The sequence below is a fragment of the Xenorhabdus sp. KK7.4 genome, assembly GCF_963876465.1.
In the GTDB taxonomy this organism is placed as follows: Bacteria; Pseudomonadota; Gammaproteobacteria; order Enterobacterales; family Enterobacteriaceae; genus Xenorhabdus; species Xenorhabdus stockiae.
On sequence record NZ_CAWNQF010000065.1, the window covers coordinates 83,946 to 106,551 of the forward strand.

Sequence of the window (22,606 nt, forward strand, 5' to 3'; positions counted from 1 at the left end):
AAAACTGATACTGATGAATGAAAAGATTTATGAAGACAGGGAAGATAATGAAAGGGCAATTATTAGCATTTATTGTAGTTGAAATCTAATAGTTCATACCAGTTTTTAAATGAAAATAAAGTCAATTTATTGTTTTATAATGAATTAATTGGGTTTGGATAACCATGAATTTAGTATTAAAGTTAATAGTCTAATTATTATAAGAGATCATTAAAATTACTATGTGGTATCTGCTATCCCGATTTTATAGCTCTTAAATTCGGTTGAAAATGTTATGAGATAACCCAATGAAAAAAATCAATGCACTTAAGTCAGGTGATGAATTCAATAATAAACAAATTTGTGAGATTTTTGGTTGCAGTCCACAAGGTGGAATGCGTCGATCACATGGGAAAAACACCTTATTACTTGTTTCTAATCACATCAAATCTATTTATGACGATAGGTGGGATGGGAACATTCTCCATTATACAGGCATGGGTTCTAAGGGTGATCAAAGCTTAACATTTAGCCAGAATAAGACTCTTTTTGAGTCTAAATCTAATGGTGTAAAAATTCACTTGTTCGAGGTGTTTAAAGACAAAAAATACACCTATGTCGGAGAAGTTGAGTTAGCGGATGAGACCTACACCGAGAAACAACCAGATATCGAAGGAAATGAACGCTTAGTTTATGTGTTCCCGGTTAAATTAGTGACAGGAAAGCGTATTATCTCAAAAGATGATATTTGCTCTATCTATGAACATAAAATACGTAAGGCAAAAAAACTTAGTTTGGATGAGCTTAAACAACGGGCTAAATACGCACGTAAGCTTCCGGGAAGTTCTACGCAGGTTTCTATTCGATATGAACGTAATGAATATGTTGCTGAATACGCGAAACGCATAGCCAAAGGTGTCTGTCAGCTTTGTTTAGTTGCCGCACCGTTTTGTAATTTACAAGGAGAGCCCTATTTAGAAACTCATCATATTGAATGGCTTTCAAAAGGGGGGGTAGACACGATAGAAAACACGGTCGCATTGTGTCCAAATTGTCATAAGAAGATGCATATTGTTGATGCGGATAAAGATAAGGAATTCCTGTGTCAAAGAGTTATTGAGCTGTAGTATTGTGCGCTATATTTTGTGTTTAGTCTGTGTAGGATAAAAACAAGAAGTATCATTTTAACTTCAATTCGACTTCTTGTTTTTTTCCATTTAAATCATTGCCAACGCTTGATCACCAGCGAAGTATTAATCCCGCCAAAAGCAAAGTTATTGCTCTGGATAAACTCAGTCTGGATTGTACGTGGTTGGTGCATAATGTAATCCAGTTCACCGCAAGCCGGATCAACTTCATTCAAGTTGATGGTCGGTGCGAACCAGCCTTCATTCATCATTTCAATACTAAGCCATGCTTCCAGAGCACCGCAGGCACCCAATGTGTGACCGAAATAGCTTTTCAGTGAGGAGATCGGCGTTCTGTTATCAAAGATGTTGAAAGTAGCCTGACTTTCCGCGACATCTCCACGCTCAGTTGCTGTACCGTGAGCGCTGATATAACCAATATCCGCAGGTTGAAGCCCGGCTGATTTCAGCGCCATTTCCATACAGATTTGCATCGTTTCTGATTTTGGCTGAGTGATATGAGAGGCATCACAGTTAGTGGCAAACCCGATAATTTCACCGTAAATTTTTGCACCACGTGCTCTGGCATGTTCCAGCTCTTCGAGAATAAGGGTGCCTGCGCCTTCGCCAATCACCAAGCCGTCACGATTAGCATCAAATGGGGAAGGCGTTGTTTTTGGTTCGTTGTTTTTCTGGCTGGTGGCGAATAGGGTATCAAATACAGCGGCTTCCGATGGGCACAATTCTTCCGCACCACCAGCAACCATCACAGTCTGATAACCATTACGAATAGCTTCCCATGCATAACCGATGGCCTGACTGCCAGAGGTACAAGCGCTTGAGGTTGGAATGACTCTGCCACGCAGCCCGAAAAACAGACCTGTGTTGACCGCAGTGGTATGAGGCATCATCTGCACATAAGTTGTGCCGGTAATATTATTGGTATGCTTTTCGGTTAGCATGGTGGCGAATTCACTGACGGGTTTAGTGCTGCCTGTTGAGGAACCATAAGCAATACCAGTTTCACCATTTGTCAGGATAGGATCGCCAATCAGCCCCGCCATTTCAAGCGCCAGCTCAGTTGCCCGAGTGGACATCAGTGAAACACGTCCCATAGAACGGATACGCTTGCGGGTATAGTGATCAGGCAAAGTAAAATCAGTAACGGGAGCCCCAAGATGAGTATTAAGCCCATCATATTCCGCCCATTCAGGCATTTGCTGCACTGCATTCACGCCGGATTTTAACCCAGAGGAGACTGATTGCCAGTCGTGTCCCAAAGCGGTGATCCCACCCATTCCTGTGATGACGACTCTGCGTGTCATAGCATTCCTCCATTGACGGAAATTACCTGACGGGTGACGTAGCCTGCAATATCAGACATTAAATAGCTGGCAAGCCCGGCAACTTCATTTGCCTGCCCCATGCGCTTCATAGGGATCATATTCATAGCTTCTTTTAAAGCGATTTCTTCAATTTGGATCATATCGGTATCGATTAATCCAGGTGCAATACAGTTCACGGTGATTTTTCGTTTTGCCAGTTCAATTGCAAGCGCTTTAGTTGCGCCGATAATGCCGGCCTTAGCCGCACTATAGTTGACTTGTCCACGGTTACCCATCAAACCGGAGACAGATGACAACGTGATAATGCGACCACCCTGACGTAGTCCAATCATTGGCATCATGCAGGGATGTATCACATTGTAAAAACCATCCAGATTAGTATGAATGACACTATCCCAGTCACTTCCGTCAAGCGCTGGAAATGCTCCATCTTTAGCGATACCAGCATTACAAACAATGCCGTAGTAAGCACCGTGTACTTCGATATCTTTTTCTAATGTTGTACGGCAGGCATCGCGATCTGAGATATCAAAACTTAATATCCGTCCGTTGCCACCGTTAGCCTGGATCTGTTCCAGCGTTGCTTCTGCACCTTTCGCATCGCGGTGATAGTGAACAATAGTGGTGAACCCATCTGCTGCTAATTGGCAGGCGATTGCCCTGCCGATCCCTTTGCTGGCACCAGTGACTAAAACTGAACGCATTATACTGCTCCATCCCGTTTAAATAGTTGTTTAAGTTCTTCTTTTTCTGGTTGGTAGGTATTCAGTCGGCCTGTTACCAGTACGGTACCGTTACAGCTGACTTCACCTTCAAAACTACCGAATTTTTCATCCTGCAATAACAGATTCATTCGAATATCCAAAATACTGCCGTATGTGAACGCAGGAACCTGATTGCGCACTGCCCTGCCGCCAAGTAGCATACCCAGAGATGAATCTTCTTCCTGCCGTTCTTTGCGATGCCAGCCAGACCAAACTCCAATAGTTTGTGCCATCATTTCAATGGCAAACCAGTTTGGCAGATTCTTTTCTGCGTTAAGGAAAGGTGCCAGTACGCCTTCATGGTTAACTGTTACCTGACAATGCACGCTTTCACTGGAGACACTTATAACCTTTTCCAGCAGCACCATCGGGGCTTCGTGGGGGATATAGTGATGGACGGGTAAATAAGAGTGAGTGGGTGAGTAGTCAGACATTATACAGCTCCCAGAATCAGACTGGTGTTATTTCCGCCAAAAGCAAAGGAGTTGGACATGATAACCGGTTTTTCTAACAGCACAGATTGTGCCAGAAGGCCACAGCTTGCCAACGAAGTATCTATTCCCGAACGGGAGAAATCCTGTGCTGGTAAGGGTAATTTCCGGCTCAGCAACAGCCAGCACAAACCAGCTTCACAGGCTCCAGCGGCACCGAGAGTATGGCCTGTCAAATGCTTGGTTGAACTGCATGGGGTACTCTCGCCAAAGAGCTGATTGATGATCAGTGATTCCATCTGGTCATTGAGTTTTGTTCCTGTTCCGTGCAGGTTGATATAGCCAATCTCTTGTGTGGAGAGTCCTGCATTACTCAATGCCATATTAATAGCTTCAGTGGCACCCTTTCCTTCAGGATGGGGGGCTGACATGTGCCATGCATCACTAGACTCCCCTGTACCAAGCAGTGCTACGGAGTGGGGTTCCCGTGTCAGCAATAACAGGGTAGAGGCTTCACCGATAGTGATGCCCTGACGATCCTGGCAAAATGGTTCACATAATGTTTCCGAGAGAGCCTCAAGGCTATTGAACCCGTTGATCGGCATACGGCTAAGGGTATCCGCCCCTCCCACAATGGCCACATCAACCATTCCCATCTCGATCAGACGCTGACCACTGATAATCGCCCGTGAACTGGATGAGCAGGCGGTGGAAATGGTGAAAGCTGGTCCTGTCAATTCAAGGTAATTGGCAATAAATCGGGAAGGATCGCCTAGTTCCTGCTGATAATAGTGATAGGATTCATCGGGTTGTTGGTTAACTGTCCGGTTGACATGAGTATCACCTTCGTTAAGGCCGGAAGTACTGGTTCCCATAATGACTGCAACCCGCTCCCGTCCATATTGTGCTATGGCTTTATCCACTTGGGGTTTTATCTGCATTAAGGCAGCCAGTAACAGCTGGTTGTTGCGGCTATTATGCTGGTGCAAATGCGGGGGAATAGCAGGCAATTCAGCATCAACGCCTCCCAGACAGCAGGTTTTATCAGGCTGTAACCAGCCTGAGCGCGCATACATGCCGGGAGCGTGCCCGGAAACCAGATTCTGTGCAATGTCATCTACATTATTACCCAAGGCATTAAGCATGCCTACGGCAGAAATATAAATCATGTTTTACTCTTCTAAATGCTGAATGGCGATGTCATAACCAAAAATAAACTGCCGGACGTGTATCGGATACCGTCTGCCATTTTGGGTGTCATATTGAATTTCAGTAATTAAATGACCTTTATTATCATGTAATTGTCTGATGTTATCCGTGTCCTGTAGCGTCCATCCTTCAGGCAGGAGTGGAAGCCATGAAGAAACCGGCCAGTAACTGAGCATGATATCGGCCAGAACCTGGCTGGCAGGCGGAATTTCCGGTAGTACCAGAGATTGTTCCGAATGGATGCCATTATGGTCGTAAGTCAGTTTGAACAGACGAATACCCAGTGATGATAAGCCAGCCAGTGATAGCTGGTCTTCACTTGCGTTTAGCAGAACAATTAATGACTGCTGTTTGCCTTTCACTGTTGCGGTCAATAATTGCTGTTCATTGATGGCTGGCGTGATACCCGGTGCAGGCAGTGAGACACGTACTCCCGGTTTCAGCCATGCTCTGGGAGAGCCATTTTCCGGCAAATTAGTACAGGCTGCCAGCAGACATACCAGTGACAGGATAAATAATCGCATCATGCTTTTTTGTTCCTTTTGGGACGTTCAGGCATTGCCAGTGGTGAGAGCAGAAATGCCGTGAAAATTCCGCTACATAATACAATGCCAAAACTACTGATTGCTTGAGTACTGCTGAATACCAGCATGCCCAGAGTGAGCAGGGACGTGCACATTGCAACGGTGATTGCCAGTAGCGAAGTCAGTGGTGTGCCACGAGGATTGCTGAAAAACAGGGTATAGTTAATACCGATCCCCAGAACCAGCACCAGTGCCAGTATTGAGAACAGATTGAGACTGTATCCGCTGAAGCCAAGAACAGCCAGTGCGCAGCCGAGTGATAGCAGCGATGGCAGGATACTGACTGCACCACGACGCAGGCCAAGCCTGATCACATAACTGATCCCGATTAAGACAATGGAGCCTGCCAGCAACCAGCCAAGTATGGTGCGATAAAACTGGAACATCTCATCGAATGCCAGTTTGCGATCGACCCAACTGATGCCGGTTTGTTTCTCGGCTAACTGACGCATAAGAATACTGTCTTTCACACCTGTTACCGGAAGTAAAACCCCACTCTGGCCGTTTGGCAACGTGATCCACATTAGGCGCCAGCCTTCGCTGACTACACTATTGAGCCAGTCATCAGGCATAACAGTCATTGGGTTTAAATCCGGCTGTTTTACCGGCAGCCCTGTTTCTGTCAGACGTGCCATGATATTCGGAACAGAGGCTTTGAGTAGCTTCAGATCTTTCTGCTGCTGAGCAAGAGAAGATAATGGCAGCCGCTGATAGTTTTCGAACGTACCTCGCTGTTTTTCCAGCGCCAGTCGGGGGATAAAATTTTCCAGACGTTGTAGAGTCTGTTCTGCATTATCGCCATAAACAACAAACCACTTCTGATCACTCCTTTGTCCGGTTAGTTCGGCGATACGTTTTTCCTGTTGGTGAATATCCTGAGGTAGCGCTTGTAGTTGGGCGATATCATCATTGATGTGTAAACGGGAAATGCCGAGTAAAGCAAATAGCGTCAGAGTGACAGGTAGCCCGAGGTAAAACACTTTGTTACGTCGCCACAATGCCAGCCAGCGCATTAGCATGATCATTGCCGGGATTGGGCGAACAGGCAGATTCTTAGCCAATATGGGATACCAGCAGATCACTGTCAGGCAAGAAGCGGTTAAGCCCGCAGCAGCAAATACAGCGAGCTGACGTAAACCGGGGAAGGGAGCAAACATCATGATCAAATAAGCAATGACGGTGGTTGCCAGTGCCATCAGCAGAGCAGACAATACCTTGCGCATACTTTGCCATGTTGTAACTTCCTGCCCGTGAACCATACGTTCTGTCAGATAATAAATCGCGTAGTCGGCAGAAATACCGATGATACTGATGCTCATAACCAGTGTCATAAAGTGAAGTTCACCGAATATACCCAGTGTTACAACTGTGCCTGCCAATGCGCCCATACTGATGGAGAGAATACACAACAGCAGCGGCTTCAGGGAACGAAACACACCGTAAATCAGCAGTAGCACTCCCAGTACGGTTGCACTGCCTAGTGTGGAAATATCGTGTTTTGCTTGTTGGCTGGCATAATCACTATAAAACAGAGTTCCCCTTGAGATCACTTTTGCATCAGGGAAACGAGTTTTCAGCGATTGCTCCAGCTTACTCAGTTCGGTGACAGCCTGATGTGCCTGTTGCATATCAAACGAAGAGCCGTTCAGTTCAGCATGAAGCAGATACCAGATCCTTCCTGTGTCATCTTTGGCTGTCAGCCAGCCATGTTGTAGCCGTAACCGACTGGATGCCTGCTGGAGAGCTAGCTGTGACCCCCTGACCAACATCAGTGGATCATTGCTGAGCTCTTGCCCGCTGACGCCTGAGAAAGCCGAATAGACCTGAGACAAAATCCAGTTTGCCTGTTGAGTCCCCTCTGATTTCAGCCGGTCACGGGTCGCAGGATCAAGCATGGCATTACGGTGCTTATAGTAAAAAGTACCCCATGCCTGTTGTTGTTCTGCATTTATCGGCCCTTTGACATGAGCCAGAAATGGTGTTTTTTCCAGCTGATCCTGCCAATACTCAGCCGGTGCTACACTCTCTTCCGTTCCGGGGCTGACCATCCATACCAGCTGGCGATCAAGCCGCTGCATAAATTCATCTTTTAATGCTGGCGGCATATCTCCGGCGCTTTGCGCAGGTAAGAGTGCCAGCACGCTGGTGGAAAGGCGCGATTGTGGTAGCAGGATCGCTGATGAAACTACGAGAATAGTGCATATCAACAGCCAAAACAGTGCCAGCAGACGCGGATTAAAATTTGAAGTGTTGCTCTTCTTCATTACTTAGCATCTCTGGTGTTAAACGGTGTTTGGTAAAAAAGAGTTCAGTGCGATCACCTTGTTTATCGAGCAACAGAATCGAATTGAGATTGTCTTTGCCTTTTAGGGTAATGATGGTGAACAGTTTGTCCAAAGGGGAGGTTTTTGGCGTGAGTTCCAGTTGCCATGTTTCCTGTTCTAGTTCTTTGAACTCAATTTTAAAATTTTCTTCCAGTACAGTTCGATCTGCCTGAAATAGCGCACGCATCAGGTGATTGAACTGAAACATCTGAGGATTTGAATCCGCAGTAATAACCTGAGGTGCTTGCCCCGCGATAGCCTGAACCATCCGGTTGTCATCCAGCACTAAAATGAGAGGAAAAGGTTTTTGCTGATGCCACCAAAGTCCTTTATGTTGAGCAACCAGCATTTCACCGCTGGAATTCAGTGGCTGCGGCATTCCCTGAATATGGCGCTCTTGGGTGAACTCAGCCCGCACTACCGGTTGTGTAGAGAAGCGTTGTTGCAGTTCTTCAAGCGTGACGGCATGAGCACAGTTATTGATAGCTAGGCTATTAATAGATAATAGAAGTACTGCCAACCAGAACTTTCTCATGGCTTGACTCCCATACGCTCAAACAGAATATCCGGGCTGACAAAGGACATTTCCTGAGTTTTCTCTGCAACAGCCACCTGAATGGTGTAACCCGTCGTTGTTTTGTTGCCGCTCTCAGCATCAAAAATTTGATAAACCAGTTTCAGACGGTTTTCAAACTCTTTGATGGTGGCTTGTACTCGTATTTTCTGACCGAATTCTATTGGGCGACGATATTTAATTTTTGCATCAACAACCGGCCAGACATAGCCTGATGCGATCATTTCTCGGTAGCCATAATTGAGCTGTTCCATCAGTGCTTCACGAGCAATTTCAAAATAACGGAAATAATTACCGTGCCAGACTACGCCCATCGGGTCGGTGTCATGGAAGGGGACGGTTAATTCAACCTCGCTGCTAAAACGGGGCGCTGTCAGCATTCCTTACTCCTTGGCTTTATTTGTAGGTAATTGCCAAAAATCGAAAAAGTTAAACCAATCAAGCGGAGATAACAGAGCATAATGCTCGAGGCGAGAAGCATAGTGATCAACCGCCTGCTGTAATGCCTGCTCTCTCTGTTTACGGGGAAGTTCCAATGGATCGGCGAAAGGTTCACAATAAATTCTGAACCGATGATTTTGCTTAAGAGCAAACATCAGCAAAACCGGGCAGCGTAATACAGATGCCAGAATAAATGGCCCTTGGGGAAAAGGTGCTGAATCGCCAAGAAACTGACTCCAGATGACTCTATGCGTGCTGATTCGGGACGGATTAACGGCGATGCGATCACCGACAATTGCCACCCATTCTCCGGCATCAATTTTTTCTTTCAGCAGAATAGCGGTATCTGCGCCTACATCCGTCACTGGCAATAAATTAATGCCCGCTTGTGGCGAGACTTCTTCAATAATTTGCTTAAAACGCTGGGCATGTTCAGTAAACACCAGAGCATTAATTGTTCGCTGTCCTGCATGTTGAGCCAGTGCCCGGCAAACTTCAATATCACCCAGATGAGAAACCAATAACAGTTTTCCGCGTGAGTCACCACCTAAAAGAATGGCCTCCGCACCGTCGGCAAATTCGATATCTTTGCCCCATTTCAGATCACCGCGCCAGCTTGCTATTTTATCCAGCATGGCACCACCAAAGCGCAAATAATGACGGTAACTATTAAGTCCGCAAGGAATAGCAATATTTTTGCGCTGCATGGTCTGTTTCAGGCGATTAAGGTATTGCTGTGATGCCTGACGCTGTACTCCACCGGTTGCCCAGAAATAACCTACAACCGGATAAAGTAACCATTCGAATGGCTTGCGTCCGAGACGGCGGTAAACTGCCAGCATAAACTTCATGCCATACAAACCCTTACGCTCTTTAATATCAGACCAGTGACGGCGATTACCCCACCAGCGGCTAAGTAAAGAACGTTTACGCCATAATAAAGCAGGAAGGCGTGGCAACATGGCAAAAAACAGACGGGTGTGCATCCACGAAATGCTGAGATTGTCGTGTAAAGCGTGAAAATGGGATAACCCATTTTCGGGATAAGTTACTTTTGTCGGGACAAATTCACTTTCTGTACCCAGCCAGTACAGACGGACCATGATTTCAATATCAAAGTCCATCCTGCGACCGATATTCTTTTTTGTCAGCAAGTTGAGTGTGGGAACCAGTGGGTAGACCCGAAAGCCGCACATGCTGTCTTTAATGGAAAGAGAAAGCGTTTCTACCCAGACCCAGAAATGCGTTATATAACGCCCGTAAAGCCGGGATTTGGGCACAGAGGCGTCATACTGTGGCAGGCCGGAAATCAGACGTTCCGGATATTGCTGAGCTTTGGATAAAAAAAGCGGAATATCTTCAAGGCAGTGCTGACCATCTGCATCAATCTGTAGAGCATGACTATAGCCAGCGTTTGCTGCTGCTCGCATTCCAGCCATTACTGCCCCACCTTTTCCCTGATTTTGTTCAAGGCGGATCAGGGAAACATCGGGGGTTACTGTGGCCAGATTTTCGAGGCAATGCTGTGTCGCTATGTCGCTGCCATCATCAACGATAAAGCAATGAAGCTGATAGTGCGATAACCGTTCCAAGACAGCGGACATCGTTGCCCCGTGGTTATAGCAGGGGATGACCACGCATGGCGTAATCGTGTTTACGCTCAGCGACATAATTTGATTTTCCCCTGACTTGCCGTTTTGCACTCGCCACTATCGGGGGATTCCACATCATACTGAAAAGTCAGTCGATGCTTGCTTTCTTCCCAGTGAATTTTTAAGCGCAGGTTATCCTCGGGCTGTAAAGGTAACTGAAATTTTACCATCTCAACAGAAGCACAATGCCAGCCCGGCGCCAGCAAAGTCTGTGCATAATGCATAACCCAATCGATCTGTGCGACACCGGGCAAAAGTGGCTGAACGGAAAAGTGCCCGCGAAACCAACCCAGATCAGGATCTAAATACAGGCGAATAATGGCCTCGTTTGGAGAAGGTTGCTCAAGATGGGTTTCAATGGGTTTCATTAAATAGTTCCTGTAATTCAGACCATGAGCGTTTACTTTGGGCATTCAGTGGGATAGCGGTGGTTACTCGCCAGTAGCGAGGCAGCGCAACAGGTTCCAGCCAGGAAATGAGCTGACGGCGCCAATTCTGAGAGCATTTCCCGCTACCTTGTTGGAGGTAGTGCTGAAATGCTTCATCATCTAAAACAAGGACAGCCCCGATATAGTTGCGTTTTCCTCGATTGATGATCAGTGCTGCGGCATCGATAACCCCATCAATTGCACATAAACGACGTTCAATTTCAGACAGAGAAATACGTTTTTCTTCGATCTTAACTAAGCGATCACGACGCCCCTGAAGTGAGAAGTTCCCCTTTTCATCAAATAGCAGTCGATCATCCAGAACCATTCCATCTGTAGTAGAAAGCAGGGGGGAGTAAACGCGTAAGTTATTTTCCTTATCCTGCCGGAAAGAGACGTCAGCGAATGTCTTCCAGACTGAATGGTCTTCCCGGCGAGCTCGCCAGGCTATAATGCCTGTTTCGGTACTGCCATAAATTTCATTTGGGATGGTCTTGAGCCATTGTGTGACCCGTTTTGCATCAGCAAAATTTAATGGACCTCCGGCTGAAACCACGAAAGAGCAGTTTGGGGCAGAAAGAGTATCATCTAATCGTTGGAGAAATGCCGGACTGCTGATCAGTGCGTAACGTGTCAAAGAGGCCTGTGGACACTGGGTTAACTGTTCAGGAAATTCCACCATTTTACGTTCAAATGGCAAAGCAAGAGACATCGGCAGCCAGATTCGGAAAGTTAAACCATACAAATGCTGGTGGCTGACTGATGCGCGGATAACACAGGATTGCAGTCTATCCTGCCATAAAGAAGCCAGCCACTGGGTTTCGAGATCCATCACCGCGACAGGTTTGATGACCTGCTTAGGTACTCCGCTGGAGCCAGAGGTGAACAGAACCAGAACAGCATCAGGGGATATGTCTGGCAGTGTTGTTTCAGAGGTAATGTTGTCTTGTTGAGATGAAAAGATCTGCCAGCATGGACAAGATAATTTTAGGGGCAGATCGGTCAGAACCCCATCAAAGCTGGATTGTTGTTCCTGTAACTGTGCTTCACGGCAGTGTCCCGGAATGACCGGCGTTTTTCCGGCATGCAGAGTAGCTAACAAGGCAACACAGAAATGATAGCTGTCATCGAAGCATAATGCCCAGTGAGAGGCGGTATGGTTTCTCAGGCGATGACAGAGTACCGTGACATCCTGCCGGAGTGTACTCAGTCTGATACAGTGATTGTCCCAGGTAATGACCCTGTCAGAGGCATTACCCGCTGATAACCATTGGGATACAGGGGAGGTTTTCATCTCTTTTTCACACGTTGGCGTACCAGCCATTCAATAACGATAAGTAGCCCGATTAACAGGTAACTGATCATTCCATTCCAAAGTGTCCACAGTGTCATATCGTTATACAGGCAAGTACCGAGAGCAACTGTGCCATTTAAAATAAAAAATAGGCACCAGATGTAAGTCACTCTGCGTGTATAGGCAATCCCCTCAGGCGGTAAATCCGGCTCTTTGAGTCGGGCCAGCCTTTCCACAATAGGAGGCCCGTAGTACAGAGAACAGCCAAAAAGGGTAAATAAAACGATATTCACGACGACTGGGTAGTACATTAAAAGTTGGTGATCACGCAGGATAAAACTTGCCAAACCCAGTAAAATTCCAGCAATTGACAGTATCCAACCCGTATCCCAATTTACGTTTTGCGGCTTATCCGTTTTTTTTCTGCCGATTGTTTTACGACTTATTTTTGTACGGCTTAGCAATAAGCGCAAAACAAAAAACAGGATGATAACGGGCAATACGACATTAAATTGCCCATAGCTGACCATCGCCCATGCCAAAAATGGCCAAGCGATTAACATTACGGTATTGGCAATACGAAACAATAAAATCAACGACTTCAATTAGCTACCCAGCGTGTTCCTGCTATATGTTTCAAAGCATTAATACTTCAAAGTGTTATGGCTGAGAGGAATTACTCTTCCTGTAACAGCTGCTCGACTGCATCCACCACATCCTGAACGGTGCGGACAGATTTGAATGCTTCGGGTTTAATTTTACGCCCTGTCTTTTTCTGCAAATGAACAACCATATCAACTGCATCAATGCTGTCGAGTTCCAGATCTTCATAGAGGCGTGAATCAGGTGTGATATCTTCGGGAGAAAGCTCAAACAGTTTGACCAAAAGTTGTGAAACTTCCTGATAAATTTGTTGTTTTTCCATGAGTTCCTCTGCTGTTATCCCTGTTGTGACTGGATATAAGATGCCAATGTGGCAACAGAAGAAAAGTGCTGACGAATATCTTCACTTTCGGCGGATAACACAATGCCATAACGGGTTTTAATCGCCAGACCTAACTCCAGCGCATCAATGGAATCTAACCCCAGCCCATCACCGAACAGAGGTGCTTCGGTTTCAATATCAGCTGGTGTGATATCTTCCAGATTCAGGGTATCTATAATTAGTTGTTTTATTTCGATCTGTAAGTTTTGGTTTAGTTCTTGCATGTTTGATTCTTGCATTATTGTATCCAACATCTAGTAATTTGATGGTGTTAATAACTGTGTAAGTTGGCGATTGAGCTGGCGGGCAGCAATAGCGTATCCGCTCTCTGTATCGGCAGAAAAATCCTCATTGGCGAGTTGCTCACCAACGGTAATGGTATAAATCGGTTTTTTGGGCGGGATTTGATACCACTTACTTTTTTTATCCAGCATCTTTTGGCTGCATGTAATGTGTACAATCCGGACATCACATTCACAGCGGACCGCAATATTGGCAGCACCGCGCTGGAGTGAAATAGGATGACCGGGCGTTGTACGCGTTCCTTCCGGAAAAATCAAGATATTGCCACCGGTAGTCAGCCTTTCGCGGCAGGCAGGCAGCAGGGTTTCGGCATCACTGTTGATGAGATAGCGAGCGGAGCGAACCACACCACTGAGAAAAGGGTTACGTAGCAGTGCCGATTTGACGATGCAATCCACATCCGGCAGATTCGATGCCAAGATGACGTAATCCAACAAAGTAGGGTGATTGGCGACGATCAGACAGCCTTTATCTGTGCGCAGTTTATCTGCACCATTAAAGTGATAATCCAATACTCCCAGTTTTCTGGTCAAAAATAGGAACAGGCGAAAACAGGTTGAGATACTACGCCGTGCGATACGGAGCCGTTTCTCAGCATTTCGCTGAAAAACCAATAGTAAATTAAACCAGATCAGAGAAAGTAATAACCCACCAATACCAAACAGAGCAAAACAGAACCCTGTCATCAGTAGACGCCAGAGCCAGTTAGCCCGTTCAGTGATGCGGCCTATTATCTTTTCTTCCATGCTATTTGCTCCCGTTGCTCCAGTGCCATGCACAATGATCTCCAGCTACGGTAAAGAGCTGTTTTCCGTTTAACCAGCCGTGTAGAAACTGAAGGCTCTGGGGAAGGGAAGGCTCTGTCTCCGGTGACGGGTGCTTTTCACAATGTAAGCTCTTTCCTTGCTCAAAAAGCAACGCAACTGCGAATGGAAAGGTGGGTGTATTTTCATCTATCTCATTGTGGTAGAAATCAGGGATCTTGCCGTCAAAATCGACAAGTAACACTTTGTTGTAACCAGCATGATGCAGAGTCGCAACTTCAAATAACCCCTGCTGAAAACTGTCAATTCCGGCAGAAACTGAAGAAGAAACCAGCGGTGCCTTGGCAACAATAGTGAGATTCCCCACAGACGAATTATGAACTGACATGGCGAAGTTAGTCGGGGAAACAGGTTCGGTTTGTGCCAGATTCATCAGTATCTGATAATTGCGCTCCAGTTCACCATGGCGGCTGGTATAGACAATGGCATCCACTTTATTCCGGCGCAAAATGCTTAAACCACAATCTACAGCTAAGCGGCTGCCCGAATTGAGACGACGGGCTGTCATCATCGGGAGCTGAGAGCATTTTGCTAGAGAGTGTGAGCCATCTATGGCAGCAGGTGAAATGGCAGACCATTTTTCCCATTCTTCAGGAACAGAAAGGCCCGGAGCTACGGCTTGCCAATCTGTAATATCCAATGTCAATTTCATGAAATACCGTCAATTATTTTTTCTTGCAAACCAGCAGCGTATGCCCAAGCCCTAACTGATCAATTTTGTTTTCTACTACAAATCCGGCTTTATCGAGGAATTGATTAAAGTTGTCCATACTATAAAAACGGCTATTGCCATTTGCCATGCAGGTAAAATAAAGCGAAGTTGCATTGAGGCTATAAGCAGCCGCTTCAAATGGTTGACAGTCCCAAAATAATTCCATGATGCATACTCTGGCATCTGGTTTCATTGATGCAGAGATCTTACGCAAAATATCAACAATCTGTGTTTCGGAAAAACAGTCGAGGAACTGACTCATCCACCAAATATCGGCATCTTTAGGTAATTCACAATCCGACAACATATCAACAGGGTGGCCTGAAATACGTTCAGCCATTCCCTGACTGAGGATGTTTTTTTCAGCCAGTTCAATTTGCTGGGGTAAATCCAGAATAGTGACGCTGACTTTACTGTCATATTGGCAGCAGCGCAATGCCCATTTTCCTGTATTTCCACCAACGTCATAAATCAATTTGGGGCTCAGAGAAAAAATGGCTTTTAATGCTGCATTGAAAGCAGAATCAGAGTAAAAATGGTCAAATGAAAACCAGCTTGTTTTGGCTGGTTCTGGTAGTTGGCTGAGAGCTGGGTAAATTGTTGGCCATTCACCAAATACTTTTAAACCGGCAGGCTTATTTTCTTGCAGCGATTCTTTCAGATGAAATAAGCCCTGATAACATACGTCCTGAGTAAAATCCATATTGACGCGAGTCATTTTGTCATGCAACAAATAATGACCAATTTTACTGAGGAAATAACGATCATCGCGCTTAAGAATAATTCTGCCACTTAACCCCATATCCAATAAAACACCTACTCCATAGCTGTCTGATTTTGAACCACTACAGATTTCATCTTTTGTTGCTCCCTCTTTATGGTGTTTATCCAGAAAAGATAAGATACCAAAATCACGCAGGCAAATTGCCGTCTGAAATAGCATTGGTGCAAAAGCAATGCGCTGAGCTTCAGTAATTGCTTCAAACGCACTTAAATCATCTTGGTCGTAATTATGGGGAGTGGTCATATATCCGTATATCCAATGGAATAGTTAAACCCTAATAAAATTAGGGTTAATAGAGTGATAGGGTTACGTTCGCGTGAAATACGCCTGTAACATTAAGATATTATTGGTTGGCCATAGAGGCTAAACGCATTTGAATATCATTATTCAATATATTGGTCCACATATTATATTTGCGGTGGATCTTTCCGTTTCTAGCCTTTAATCCTTTGCTGCTGACATAGTGAATAGCATAGTTTTTGTTCGTATAGGTAATACGTATCTTAACTTCGTGTTTGCGAGTATTCAGTGAACCATCGATAATGCCCGGAGAAACTTCATTCATTATCCATTTACGTTTTTGCCCTGCCTCAAGGATCGCTTTTTTCACTGTAGGCAGTGAATTTTTTGTTACGATTGTTGTTTGTTGAGTATTTATTGGGGTTGTGCGGGCACAGCCGGCAAGCATAACGACACAGGCCAGACTGATTAATATCTTGGATGTTGTTTTCATCATTTTTCTCTTTTTGGGTCGGGATGGATCACAAGCAATATGTCTATTTTCGGCGCTATATTAAATAAATAATGATGATATCGCCACACTTACTGTCTACCCTTAACGGGGCACCTATTTATTGAACATTAATTGACTCGTCGTTATTGCTATCATTTATAGATAGTTCGTTATAAAAGTTTGTTTGAAAAATAAAATTGTTTATATCTGCCTATAAGTTTGTAGTTTGACAGGTTAAGTAAAATATAAAAAATATACTGATATTTTAATAAAAAATTGGACGCAATTTATTCTATTTCTAATAATGATCATTCATATTAATTCTCTATTTTTATTCAGGTAGTTTATTCACCATATGAATAATAATCACCATATTTACTCTTATTATTGCCACTCATTTTCTTATCGTTAATCGACTAAGTTAAAAACAAGCACCATAATTGTTCAACTTATGAACCATAATGGTGCAAACCATTATCCCTGATATTTTCCCCAACCTTAATCAATTGAAAAAAAGCATATTATTATCTTGGCATGCGTATTGCTGTGTAAACCCCATTATATCCACTGGAGTATCACAGCATGACAACAATGACTGGCTATACCTTAAAATACTGGCATGAGCGGATACGACACGATGTGGAGTCCGTTTTTGCTTTACTGCAACAGCATCTAGATTCCTTTTTACCTGATGATAATGCCTGGATTTATCTTGCAACGCCGGAACAGTTACAGGCTCAGATTGGTTTACTTTTACCGGCTTATCAGCGTAATCCCGACGCACTTCCTTTGTTCGGTATTCCTTTTGCAGTTAAGGATAATATTGATGTTGCTGGCTGGCCGACAACCGCGGCCTGCCCGGCGTTTGAATATATCGCAGATGAAGATGCGACAGCGGTTGCCAGACTAAAAGCGGCGGGAGCTATCGTCGTTGGAAAAACGAATATGGATCAGTTTGCTACCGGATTAGTCGGCACTCGTTCACCTTATGGCGTCGTTAAAAACAGTTTCAATGATCGCTATATTAGCGGCGGCTCCAGCTCTGGCTCTGCTTCTGTCGTTGCCAGAGGATTAGTGCCATTTGCACTTGGGACGGATACCGCAGGTTCCGGACGGGTGCCTGCTAGCTTCAATAATATTGTGGGTTTGAAACCAACAAAAGGCTGGTTTTCCGCCAAAGGTGTTGTCCCTGCCTGTCGACTCAACGATACCTTATCTGTTTTTGCCCTGACGGTTGAAGATGCTTTTAGTGTTGCGGATATTGTCGGAGGATTCGACGAAAATGATGCTTATTCCAGCATAAATCCGGCGTCTACACCTGCAACATTGCCGGATCACCCTCTATTTGCTATTCCTGCCAATCCTGTATTTTGTCATGACACGATTGCCGAATCCGCATGGCAGGAGGCTCTGCTCGAGTTGCAAAATATGGGGGCAACTCTTCAGCCAATTGATTTCTTGGTATTCAACCAACTGGGTGAACAACTTTATCAGGGAGCATGGGTTGCTGAGCGCACCACTGTTGTGAATGGCATGCTCAGCTTTCCTGCAATGATGGATCCAGAAGTGCGCCAGATTATTGACGGTGGTAAAAATTATAGTGCCGTCGATGCGTTTAATTCCGAATATCTGCGGGCAGAACTGGCGAGGAAGATCCAGCACATATTAGCCGGCTTTGATGCTCTTATTGTTCCCACTACACCGACAATCAGAACGATTGAAGAAATTAAAAGGACGCCGATTCATTATAATTCTGAACTTGGCATCTATACCAATTTCACCAACCTTGCCAATCTTTCCGCACTTGCCTTGCCTGCACCGTTCCGAACTGATGGATTACCCACAGGTATCACCTTACTTGCACCAGCCTGGCACGACCGTGCACTCGCATCATTTGGTCTACGCTGGCAGCAGCACCTTGCATTACCACTTGGTGCTACCGGCCAATTACTTGATGGGGAAGCGATGGTGTTACCACCATCCGGGCAGCATATTCGTTTAGCGGTTGTCGGAGCCCATCTTCGGGGCATGCCTCTGAACGACCAATTAACTGAACGTAACGCCGTATTTGTTGAGACGACACAGACTGCGAGCTGTTACCGACTTTACGAACTAGCCAACACTCAGCCCCCCAAGCCCGGATTAGTGAGGGATGACACAGGGGCATCCATCAGTATTGAGCTTTGGGATATTCCACTGGCCTATTTTGGTGCATTCGTTGCTGAAATTCCGCCACCGTTAGGCATCGGTTCACTGGAGTTAGCCGATGGTCGCTGGGTGAAAGGTTTTATCTGCGAACCGGTTGCACTGAAAGGTGCAACGGATATTACAGAGTTCGGTGGCTGGCGTAATTGGGTTATCAATCAGGAGAAAGACAATGTTTAAAACTGTATTGATTGCTAACCGCGGAGAAATTGCCTGCCGTGCTATCCGTACTCTGAAACGGCTCGGAATTGTCAGTGTGGCTGTGTATTCAGACGCAGATAAAAATTCACAACATGTTAAAGATGCTGATATCGCCTTACCGATAAACGGGGAAAAAGCCAGTGAGAGTTACCTGTGTATCGATAAAATCATAAGCGCAGCACAACAGAGCCATGCAGAGGCCATCTGGCCGGGATATGGATTTTTGTCTGAATGTCTACTGTTTGCACAAGCGTGTGAAAAAGCGGGTATTGTCTTTGTTGGCCCGACATCACACCAGATTGGTGAATTTGGCCTGAAACACCGAGCGAGAGAACTGGCCGCAGAAGCAGGTGTACCGATGACACCGGGAACAGGGTTACTCAATTCACTGGATGAAGCACTTAGTGCTGCTGAGACTATCGGTTATCCGGTTATGCTGAAAAGTACTGCCGGTGGTGGTGGGATCGGCCTTAGCTGTTGTTATGACGCAAATGCACTGAGTGAGGCATGGGAGAGTGTGCGCCATCTTGGTGAACAGTTTTTCAGTGATACCGGTGTTTTTCTGGAGCGATGTATCAGGCAGGCCCGCCATCTTGAAGTGCAGATCTTCGGTGACGGTAAAGGGAATGTTGTGGCGCTGGGAGAGCGTGATTGCTCTTTGCAGCGCCGGAATCAAAAAGTCGTAGAAGAAGCTCCGGCACCTAATTTGCCTGAACAGACCCGATCGGCGTTGCTGGATTCCGCAGTACAATTGGGCCGGTTGGTGAATTATCGCAGCGCAGGTACGGTAGAGTACATTTACGATGTCGAGCAGGATGAGTTTTACTTTCTTGAAGTTAATACCCGTCTGCAAGTCGAACACCCCGTGACGGAATGCGTGACCGGGCTTGATTTAGTGGAATATATGCTGCGGGTTGCGGCTGGGCTACCTATTGACTGGGCGGATTTAAAGCGGACACCGGTCGGAGCAGCAATTGAAGTGCGCCTGTATGCAGAAAACCCACTGAAAAACTTTCAGCCCGCTCCGGGAGTTTTGACAGCAGTTAAATTCCCTGAAGGTATACGTGTCGATAGTGGTGTACGCACGGGCAGTGAGGTTTCTGCATTTTATGATCCGATGATCGCTAAAATGATTGTTCATGCAGAAAATCGAGAAAAAGCGCTGATCAAACTGCGTGAAGCGCTGGATTCCTGCCAATTACACGGCATTACAACTAATCTGGAATACCTGCGTCAAATTACAGCCAGTGAACCATTCCAACAAGGACAAGCCTGGACCCGAATGCTTGATAGTTTTGAACCTCAGGCAAATGCTATTGAGGTTCTGAAAGCGGGAACATGGAGCAGTGTTCAGGATTATCCCGGCCGGTCGGGGTATTGGGATATCGGTGTTCCACCATCCGGCCCGATGGATGACCTGGCTTTTCGGATAGCGAACCGGATTGTCGGTAATCATGAATCGGCTGCCGGACTGGAGTTTACGCTGGAGGGACCAACCTTACAGTTTCATTGTGACGCACTGATTGTGCTGACCGGCGCAGAGAGTACCGTATTATTAGACGGAACAAGCGTACCTTATTGGCAACCACTGGATATCAAAGCGGGGCAAATACTTGAGATAGGCCGGGCACAATCCGGCTGCCGTACATACCTTGCGGTCAGAAATGGCATTGATGTTCCCTGTTACCTTGGAAGCCGTTCTACCTTTGTTCTCGGTCAATTTGGCGGACATGCTGGCCGTATCTTAAAAATTGCCGATATGCTTCCCATCTCACAGCCAGCCTTACCCGCCTGTACAACTCCCGCACCAATCAGCCTACCGCAGGCACCGGAACCTGCCGCGATCCCCGTTTATGGTGATATATGGGATATTGGCGTACTTTATGGGCCGCATGGTGCGCCTGATTTTTTCGCTCAGGATTATATAGATGAATTTTTCTCTGCCGAATGGCAGGTGCATTACAATTCAAACCGTCTGGGTGTACGGTTGATAGGCCCAAAACCTGTCTGGGCGCGCCCTGATGGTGGTGAAGCAGGTTTACATCCTTCAAATATTCATGACTGTGAATACGCCATTGGTTCTATCAATTTTACCGGCGATTTTCCTGTCATTCTCACTCGTGACGGGCCTAGCCTCGGTGGTTTTGTTTGCCCTGTTACCATTGCCAAAGCTGAATTGTGGAAAGTAGGTCAGGTTAAGCCGGGAGATCGTATCCGTTTCCATCCCGTCAGTATGGAAGAAGCGGTTACTCTGGAAGAGCAGCAAAATCGTATTATTGCCACGTTGAGATCAACGTCGGAAGCACCATTAAAACTAGAGCGAACATTACAGATAGCAGAAGAAGAACATTCTGGTGCCGTGCTGGCAGCGGTTTCCGCCACTCATTCTGCTCCGGCGGTTGTTTATCGTCAGGCGGGAGATAACTATATTCTGATCGAATATGGTGAAAATATTCTGGATTTGGCGCTGCGCCTGCGGGTACATCTGTTGATGGAAAAACTACATGTTTTAGCTGAACCGGGAATTAAAGAAATAGCTCCGGGTGTACGTTCTTTGCAAATCCGCTATGACAACCGGCGAATCGAACAGCAGAAACTCATCGCTTTGTTGCTCTTTTTGGAGAAACAGCTTGGCAATGTCAGCTCCATGAAAGTGCCATCTCGCATTATCCATCTGCCGATGGCATTTGAAGACAGCGCAACACTGGGAGCCGTGGACCGTTATCAGAGCACGGTAAGATCCAGTGCTCCGTGGTTACCGAATAACGTCGATTTTATTCAGCGTATTAACGGACTGGCTGATCGTGAAGCTGTGCGCCGTATCCTATTTGATGCCAGTTACCTGATCCTCGGGTTGGGAGACGTGTATCTGGGTGCTCCGTGCGCTGTTCCAATTGATCCTCGCCATCGCCTGTTAAGCTCAAAATACAATCCGGCACGTACTTTTACCGCAGAAGGGACTGTCGGTATTGGCGGTACTTATATGTGTATCTATGGCATGGATTCTCCCGGCGGTTATCAGCTGGTGGGGCGAACCCTGCCGATTTGGAACAAATTTCTGAAAAATGAACAGTTCGAGGAAGATAAGCCGTGGCTGTTGCGATTTTTTGATCAAATCCGTTTTTATCCTGTTACTGAAGCAGAGTTAGAACAGTTACGGGAGGGTTTTCAGGAGGGGCGTACTGCTATCCATATTGAAAATACGCAGTTTGATTTTGCCGAACACCTGCGCTTTCTGAAAGAAAATGCCGAAGATATTGCCTATTTCAAACTAAGACAGGCAGTGGCTTTTGAAACCGAGGTCATGCGCTGGCAACAGGAACAGCTGGAAGAAGAGTGTTCTGTTCAGGATGAAGAGGAACGGCCACAAGAAGAAGCGGATCTTAATGAGCATGGTTTGCAGATTAGTGCGGATATGAGCGGTAATATCTGGAAAGTACTGGTCAAATCAGGCGATGACGTGGAAGAAGGGCAGCCGCTGATTATTGTAGAAGCCATGAAGATGGAACTGGCGATTCATGCGCCACAGGCGGGCCGGGTTACAAAGATTAGCTGTCAGCCGGGTAGTGCCATTAGCCCCGGAGATGCATTGTTGTGGCTGGGAGCGGGAGATAGCTGATGTATCAGTGATATCACATAGCCGTAATAAATAATAATACCCTCGTCTGAGGGTAAAATACGCTGCAAGTTAAAAGCTCTGAAAATA

General features: G+C 45.9%; 21 protein-coding genes. 3 read left to right on the plus strand and 18 right to left on the minus strand.

What is annotated here, in order from left to right:
• Positions 1-287: 287 nt before the first annotated feature.
• Positions 288-1,106 (plus strand): HNH endonuclease, encoded by an 819-nt coding sequence (locus AACS90_RS07410; protein ID WP_099122334.1) that lies wholly within the window; start codon positions 288-290, stop codon positions 1,104-1,106.
• A 95-nt stretch (positions 1,107-1,201) separates the two neighbouring features.
• Here the strand turns inward: AACS90_RS07410 and AACS90_RS07415 are convergent, their stop codons facing one another.
• From AACS90_RS07415 to AACS90_RS07500, 18 genes are all read right to left on the minus strand, one after another.
• Positions 1,202-2,431, minus strand: coding sequence for a beta-ketoacyl-ACP synthase (locus AACS90_RS07415; RefSeq protein WP_099122335.1), 1,230 nt, complete (start codon positions 2,429-2,431; stop codon positions 1,202-1,204).
• Complete coding sequence (locus tag AACS90_RS07420; RefSeq protein ID WP_099122336.1) at positions 2,428-3,159, minus strand: 3-ketoacyl-ACP reductase FabG2; 732 nt, start codon at positions 3,157-3,159, stop codon at positions 2,428-2,430. Before AACS90_RS07420 ends, AACS90_RS07415 begins: the two co-directional genes overlap by 4 nt.
• Positions 3,156-3,650, minus strand: a complete 495-nt coding sequence (locus AACS90_RS07425) for an ApeP family dehydratase (RefSeq protein ID WP_099122337.1) — start codon at positions 3,648-3,650, stop codon at positions 3,156-3,158. Before AACS90_RS07425 ends, AACS90_RS07420 begins: the two co-directional genes overlap by 4 nt.
• On the minus strand, positions 3,650-4,816 hold the full coding sequence (locus AACS90_RS07430; RefSeq protein ID WP_099122338.1) for a beta-ketoacyl-[acyl-carrier-protein] synthase family protein: 1,167 nt from the start codon (positions 4,814-4,816) through the stop codon (positions 3,650-3,652). The genes AACS90_RS07425 and AACS90_RS07430 overlap by 1 nt, the downstream gene beginning before the upstream one ends.
• A 3-nt stretch (positions 4,817-4,819) precedes the next feature.
• Positions 4,820-5,383 carry a DUF3261 domain-containing protein gene (locus AACS90_RS07435; protein ID WP_371635489.1) on the minus strand — a complete coding sequence of 188 codons (564 nt, stop codon included), beginning with the start codon at positions 5,381-5,383 and terminating at the stop codon, positions 4,820-4,822.
• Positions 5,380-7,704: an MMPL family transporter gene (locus AACS90_RS07440; RefSeq protein WP_099122339.1), complete on the minus strand. Its 2,325-nt coding sequence runs from the start codon at positions 7,702-7,704 to the stop codon at positions 5,380-5,382. The genes AACS90_RS07435 and AACS90_RS07440 overlap by 4 nt, the downstream gene beginning before the upstream one ends.
• On the minus strand, positions 7,676-8,299 hold the full coding sequence (locus AACS90_RS07445) for a LolA family protein (protein WP_099122340.1): 624 nt from the start codon (positions 8,297-8,299) through the stop codon (positions 7,676-7,678). Before AACS90_RS07445 ends, AACS90_RS07440 begins: the two co-directional genes overlap by 29 nt.
• Positions 8,296-8,718: an acyl-CoA thioesterase gene (locus AACS90_RS07450; protein WP_099109692.1), complete on the minus strand. Its 423-nt coding sequence runs from the start codon at positions 8,716-8,718 to the stop codon at positions 8,296-8,298. The genes AACS90_RS07445 and AACS90_RS07450 overlap by 4 nt, the downstream gene beginning before the upstream one ends.
• Positions 8,719-8,721: 3 nt before the next feature.
• A complete protein-coding gene (locus AACS90_RS07455) occupies positions 8,722-10,449 on the minus strand; it encodes a glycosyltransferase family 2 protein (protein ID WP_099122341.1) in 1,728 nt (575 codons plus the stop codon).
• Positions 10,440-10,799, minus strand: coding sequence for an ApeI family dehydratase (locus tag AACS90_RS07460; RefSeq protein WP_099122342.1), 360 nt, complete (start codon positions 10,797-10,799; stop codon positions 10,440-10,442). The genes AACS90_RS07455 and AACS90_RS07460 overlap by 10 nt, the downstream gene beginning before the upstream one ends.
• Positions 10,786-12,153 (minus strand): AMP-binding protein, encoded by a 1,368-nt coding sequence (locus AACS90_RS07465; protein ID WP_099122343.1) that lies wholly within the window; start codon positions 12,151-12,153, stop codon positions 10,786-10,788. Before AACS90_RS07465 ends, AACS90_RS07460 begins: the two co-directional genes overlap by 14 nt.
• Positions 12,150-12,758, minus strand: coding sequence for a hypothetical protein (locus tag AACS90_RS07470; RefSeq protein ID WP_241538260.1), 609 nt, complete (start codon positions 12,756-12,758; stop codon positions 12,150-12,152). The genes AACS90_RS07465 and AACS90_RS07470 overlap by 4 nt, the downstream gene beginning before the upstream one ends.
• Before the next feature lie 71 nt (positions 12,759-12,829).
• Complete coding sequence (locus AACS90_RS07475) at positions 12,830-13,078, minus strand: acyl carrier protein (protein ID WP_099122344.1); 249 nt, start codon at positions 13,076-13,078, stop codon at positions 12,830-12,832.
• Between the two features lie 14 nt (positions 13,079-13,092).
• Positions 13,093-13,362 (minus strand): phosphopantetheine-binding protein, encoded by a 270-nt coding sequence (locus AACS90_RS07480; protein WP_099122363.1) that lies wholly within the window; start codon positions 13,360-13,362, stop codon positions 13,093-13,095.
• Between the two features lie 30 nt (positions 13,363-13,392).
• Positions 13,393-14,187 (minus strand): lysophospholipid acyltransferase family protein, encoded by a 795-nt coding sequence (locus tag AACS90_RS07485; protein WP_099122345.1) that lies wholly within the window; start codon positions 14,185-14,187, stop codon positions 13,393-13,395.
• Between the two features lies 1 nt (position 14,188).
• Positions 14,189-14,917 carry a beta-ketoacyl synthase chain length factor gene (locus tag AACS90_RS07490; protein WP_099122346.1) on the minus strand — a complete coding sequence of 243 codons (729 nt, stop codon included), beginning with the start codon at positions 14,915-14,917 and terminating at the stop codon, positions 14,189-14,191.
• A gap of 13 nt (positions 14,918-14,930) precedes the next feature.
• The gene (locus tag AACS90_RS07495; RefSeq protein WP_099122347.1) at positions 14,931-16,004 is read right to left on the minus strand and encodes a methyltransferase; all 1,074 of its coding nucleotides are present in this window, start codon (positions 16,002-16,004) and stop codon (positions 14,931-14,933) included.
• 100 nt (positions 16,005-16,104) lie between these two features.
• Positions 16,105-16,497, minus strand: a complete 393-nt coding sequence (locus AACS90_RS07500) for a hypothetical protein (protein WP_241538261.1) — start codon at positions 16,495-16,497, stop codon at positions 16,105-16,107.
• Between the two features lie 579 nt (positions 16,498-17,076).
• Here AACS90_RS07500 and atzF point away from each other — a divergent pair.
• Positions 17,077-18,879: an allophanate hydrolase gene (gene atzF, locus AACS90_RS07505; protein ID WP_099122349.1), complete on the plus strand. Its 1,803-nt coding sequence runs from the start codon at positions 17,077-17,079 to the stop codon at positions 18,877-18,879.
• Entirely contained in the window at positions 18,872-22,519 is a 3,648-nt protein-coding gene (gene uca, locus AACS90_RS07510) for an urea carboxylase (RefSeq protein WP_099122350.1), read from the plus strand. The genes atzF and uca overlap by 8 nt, the downstream gene beginning before the upstream one ends.
• Positions 22,520-22,606 lie beyond the last annotated feature (87 nt).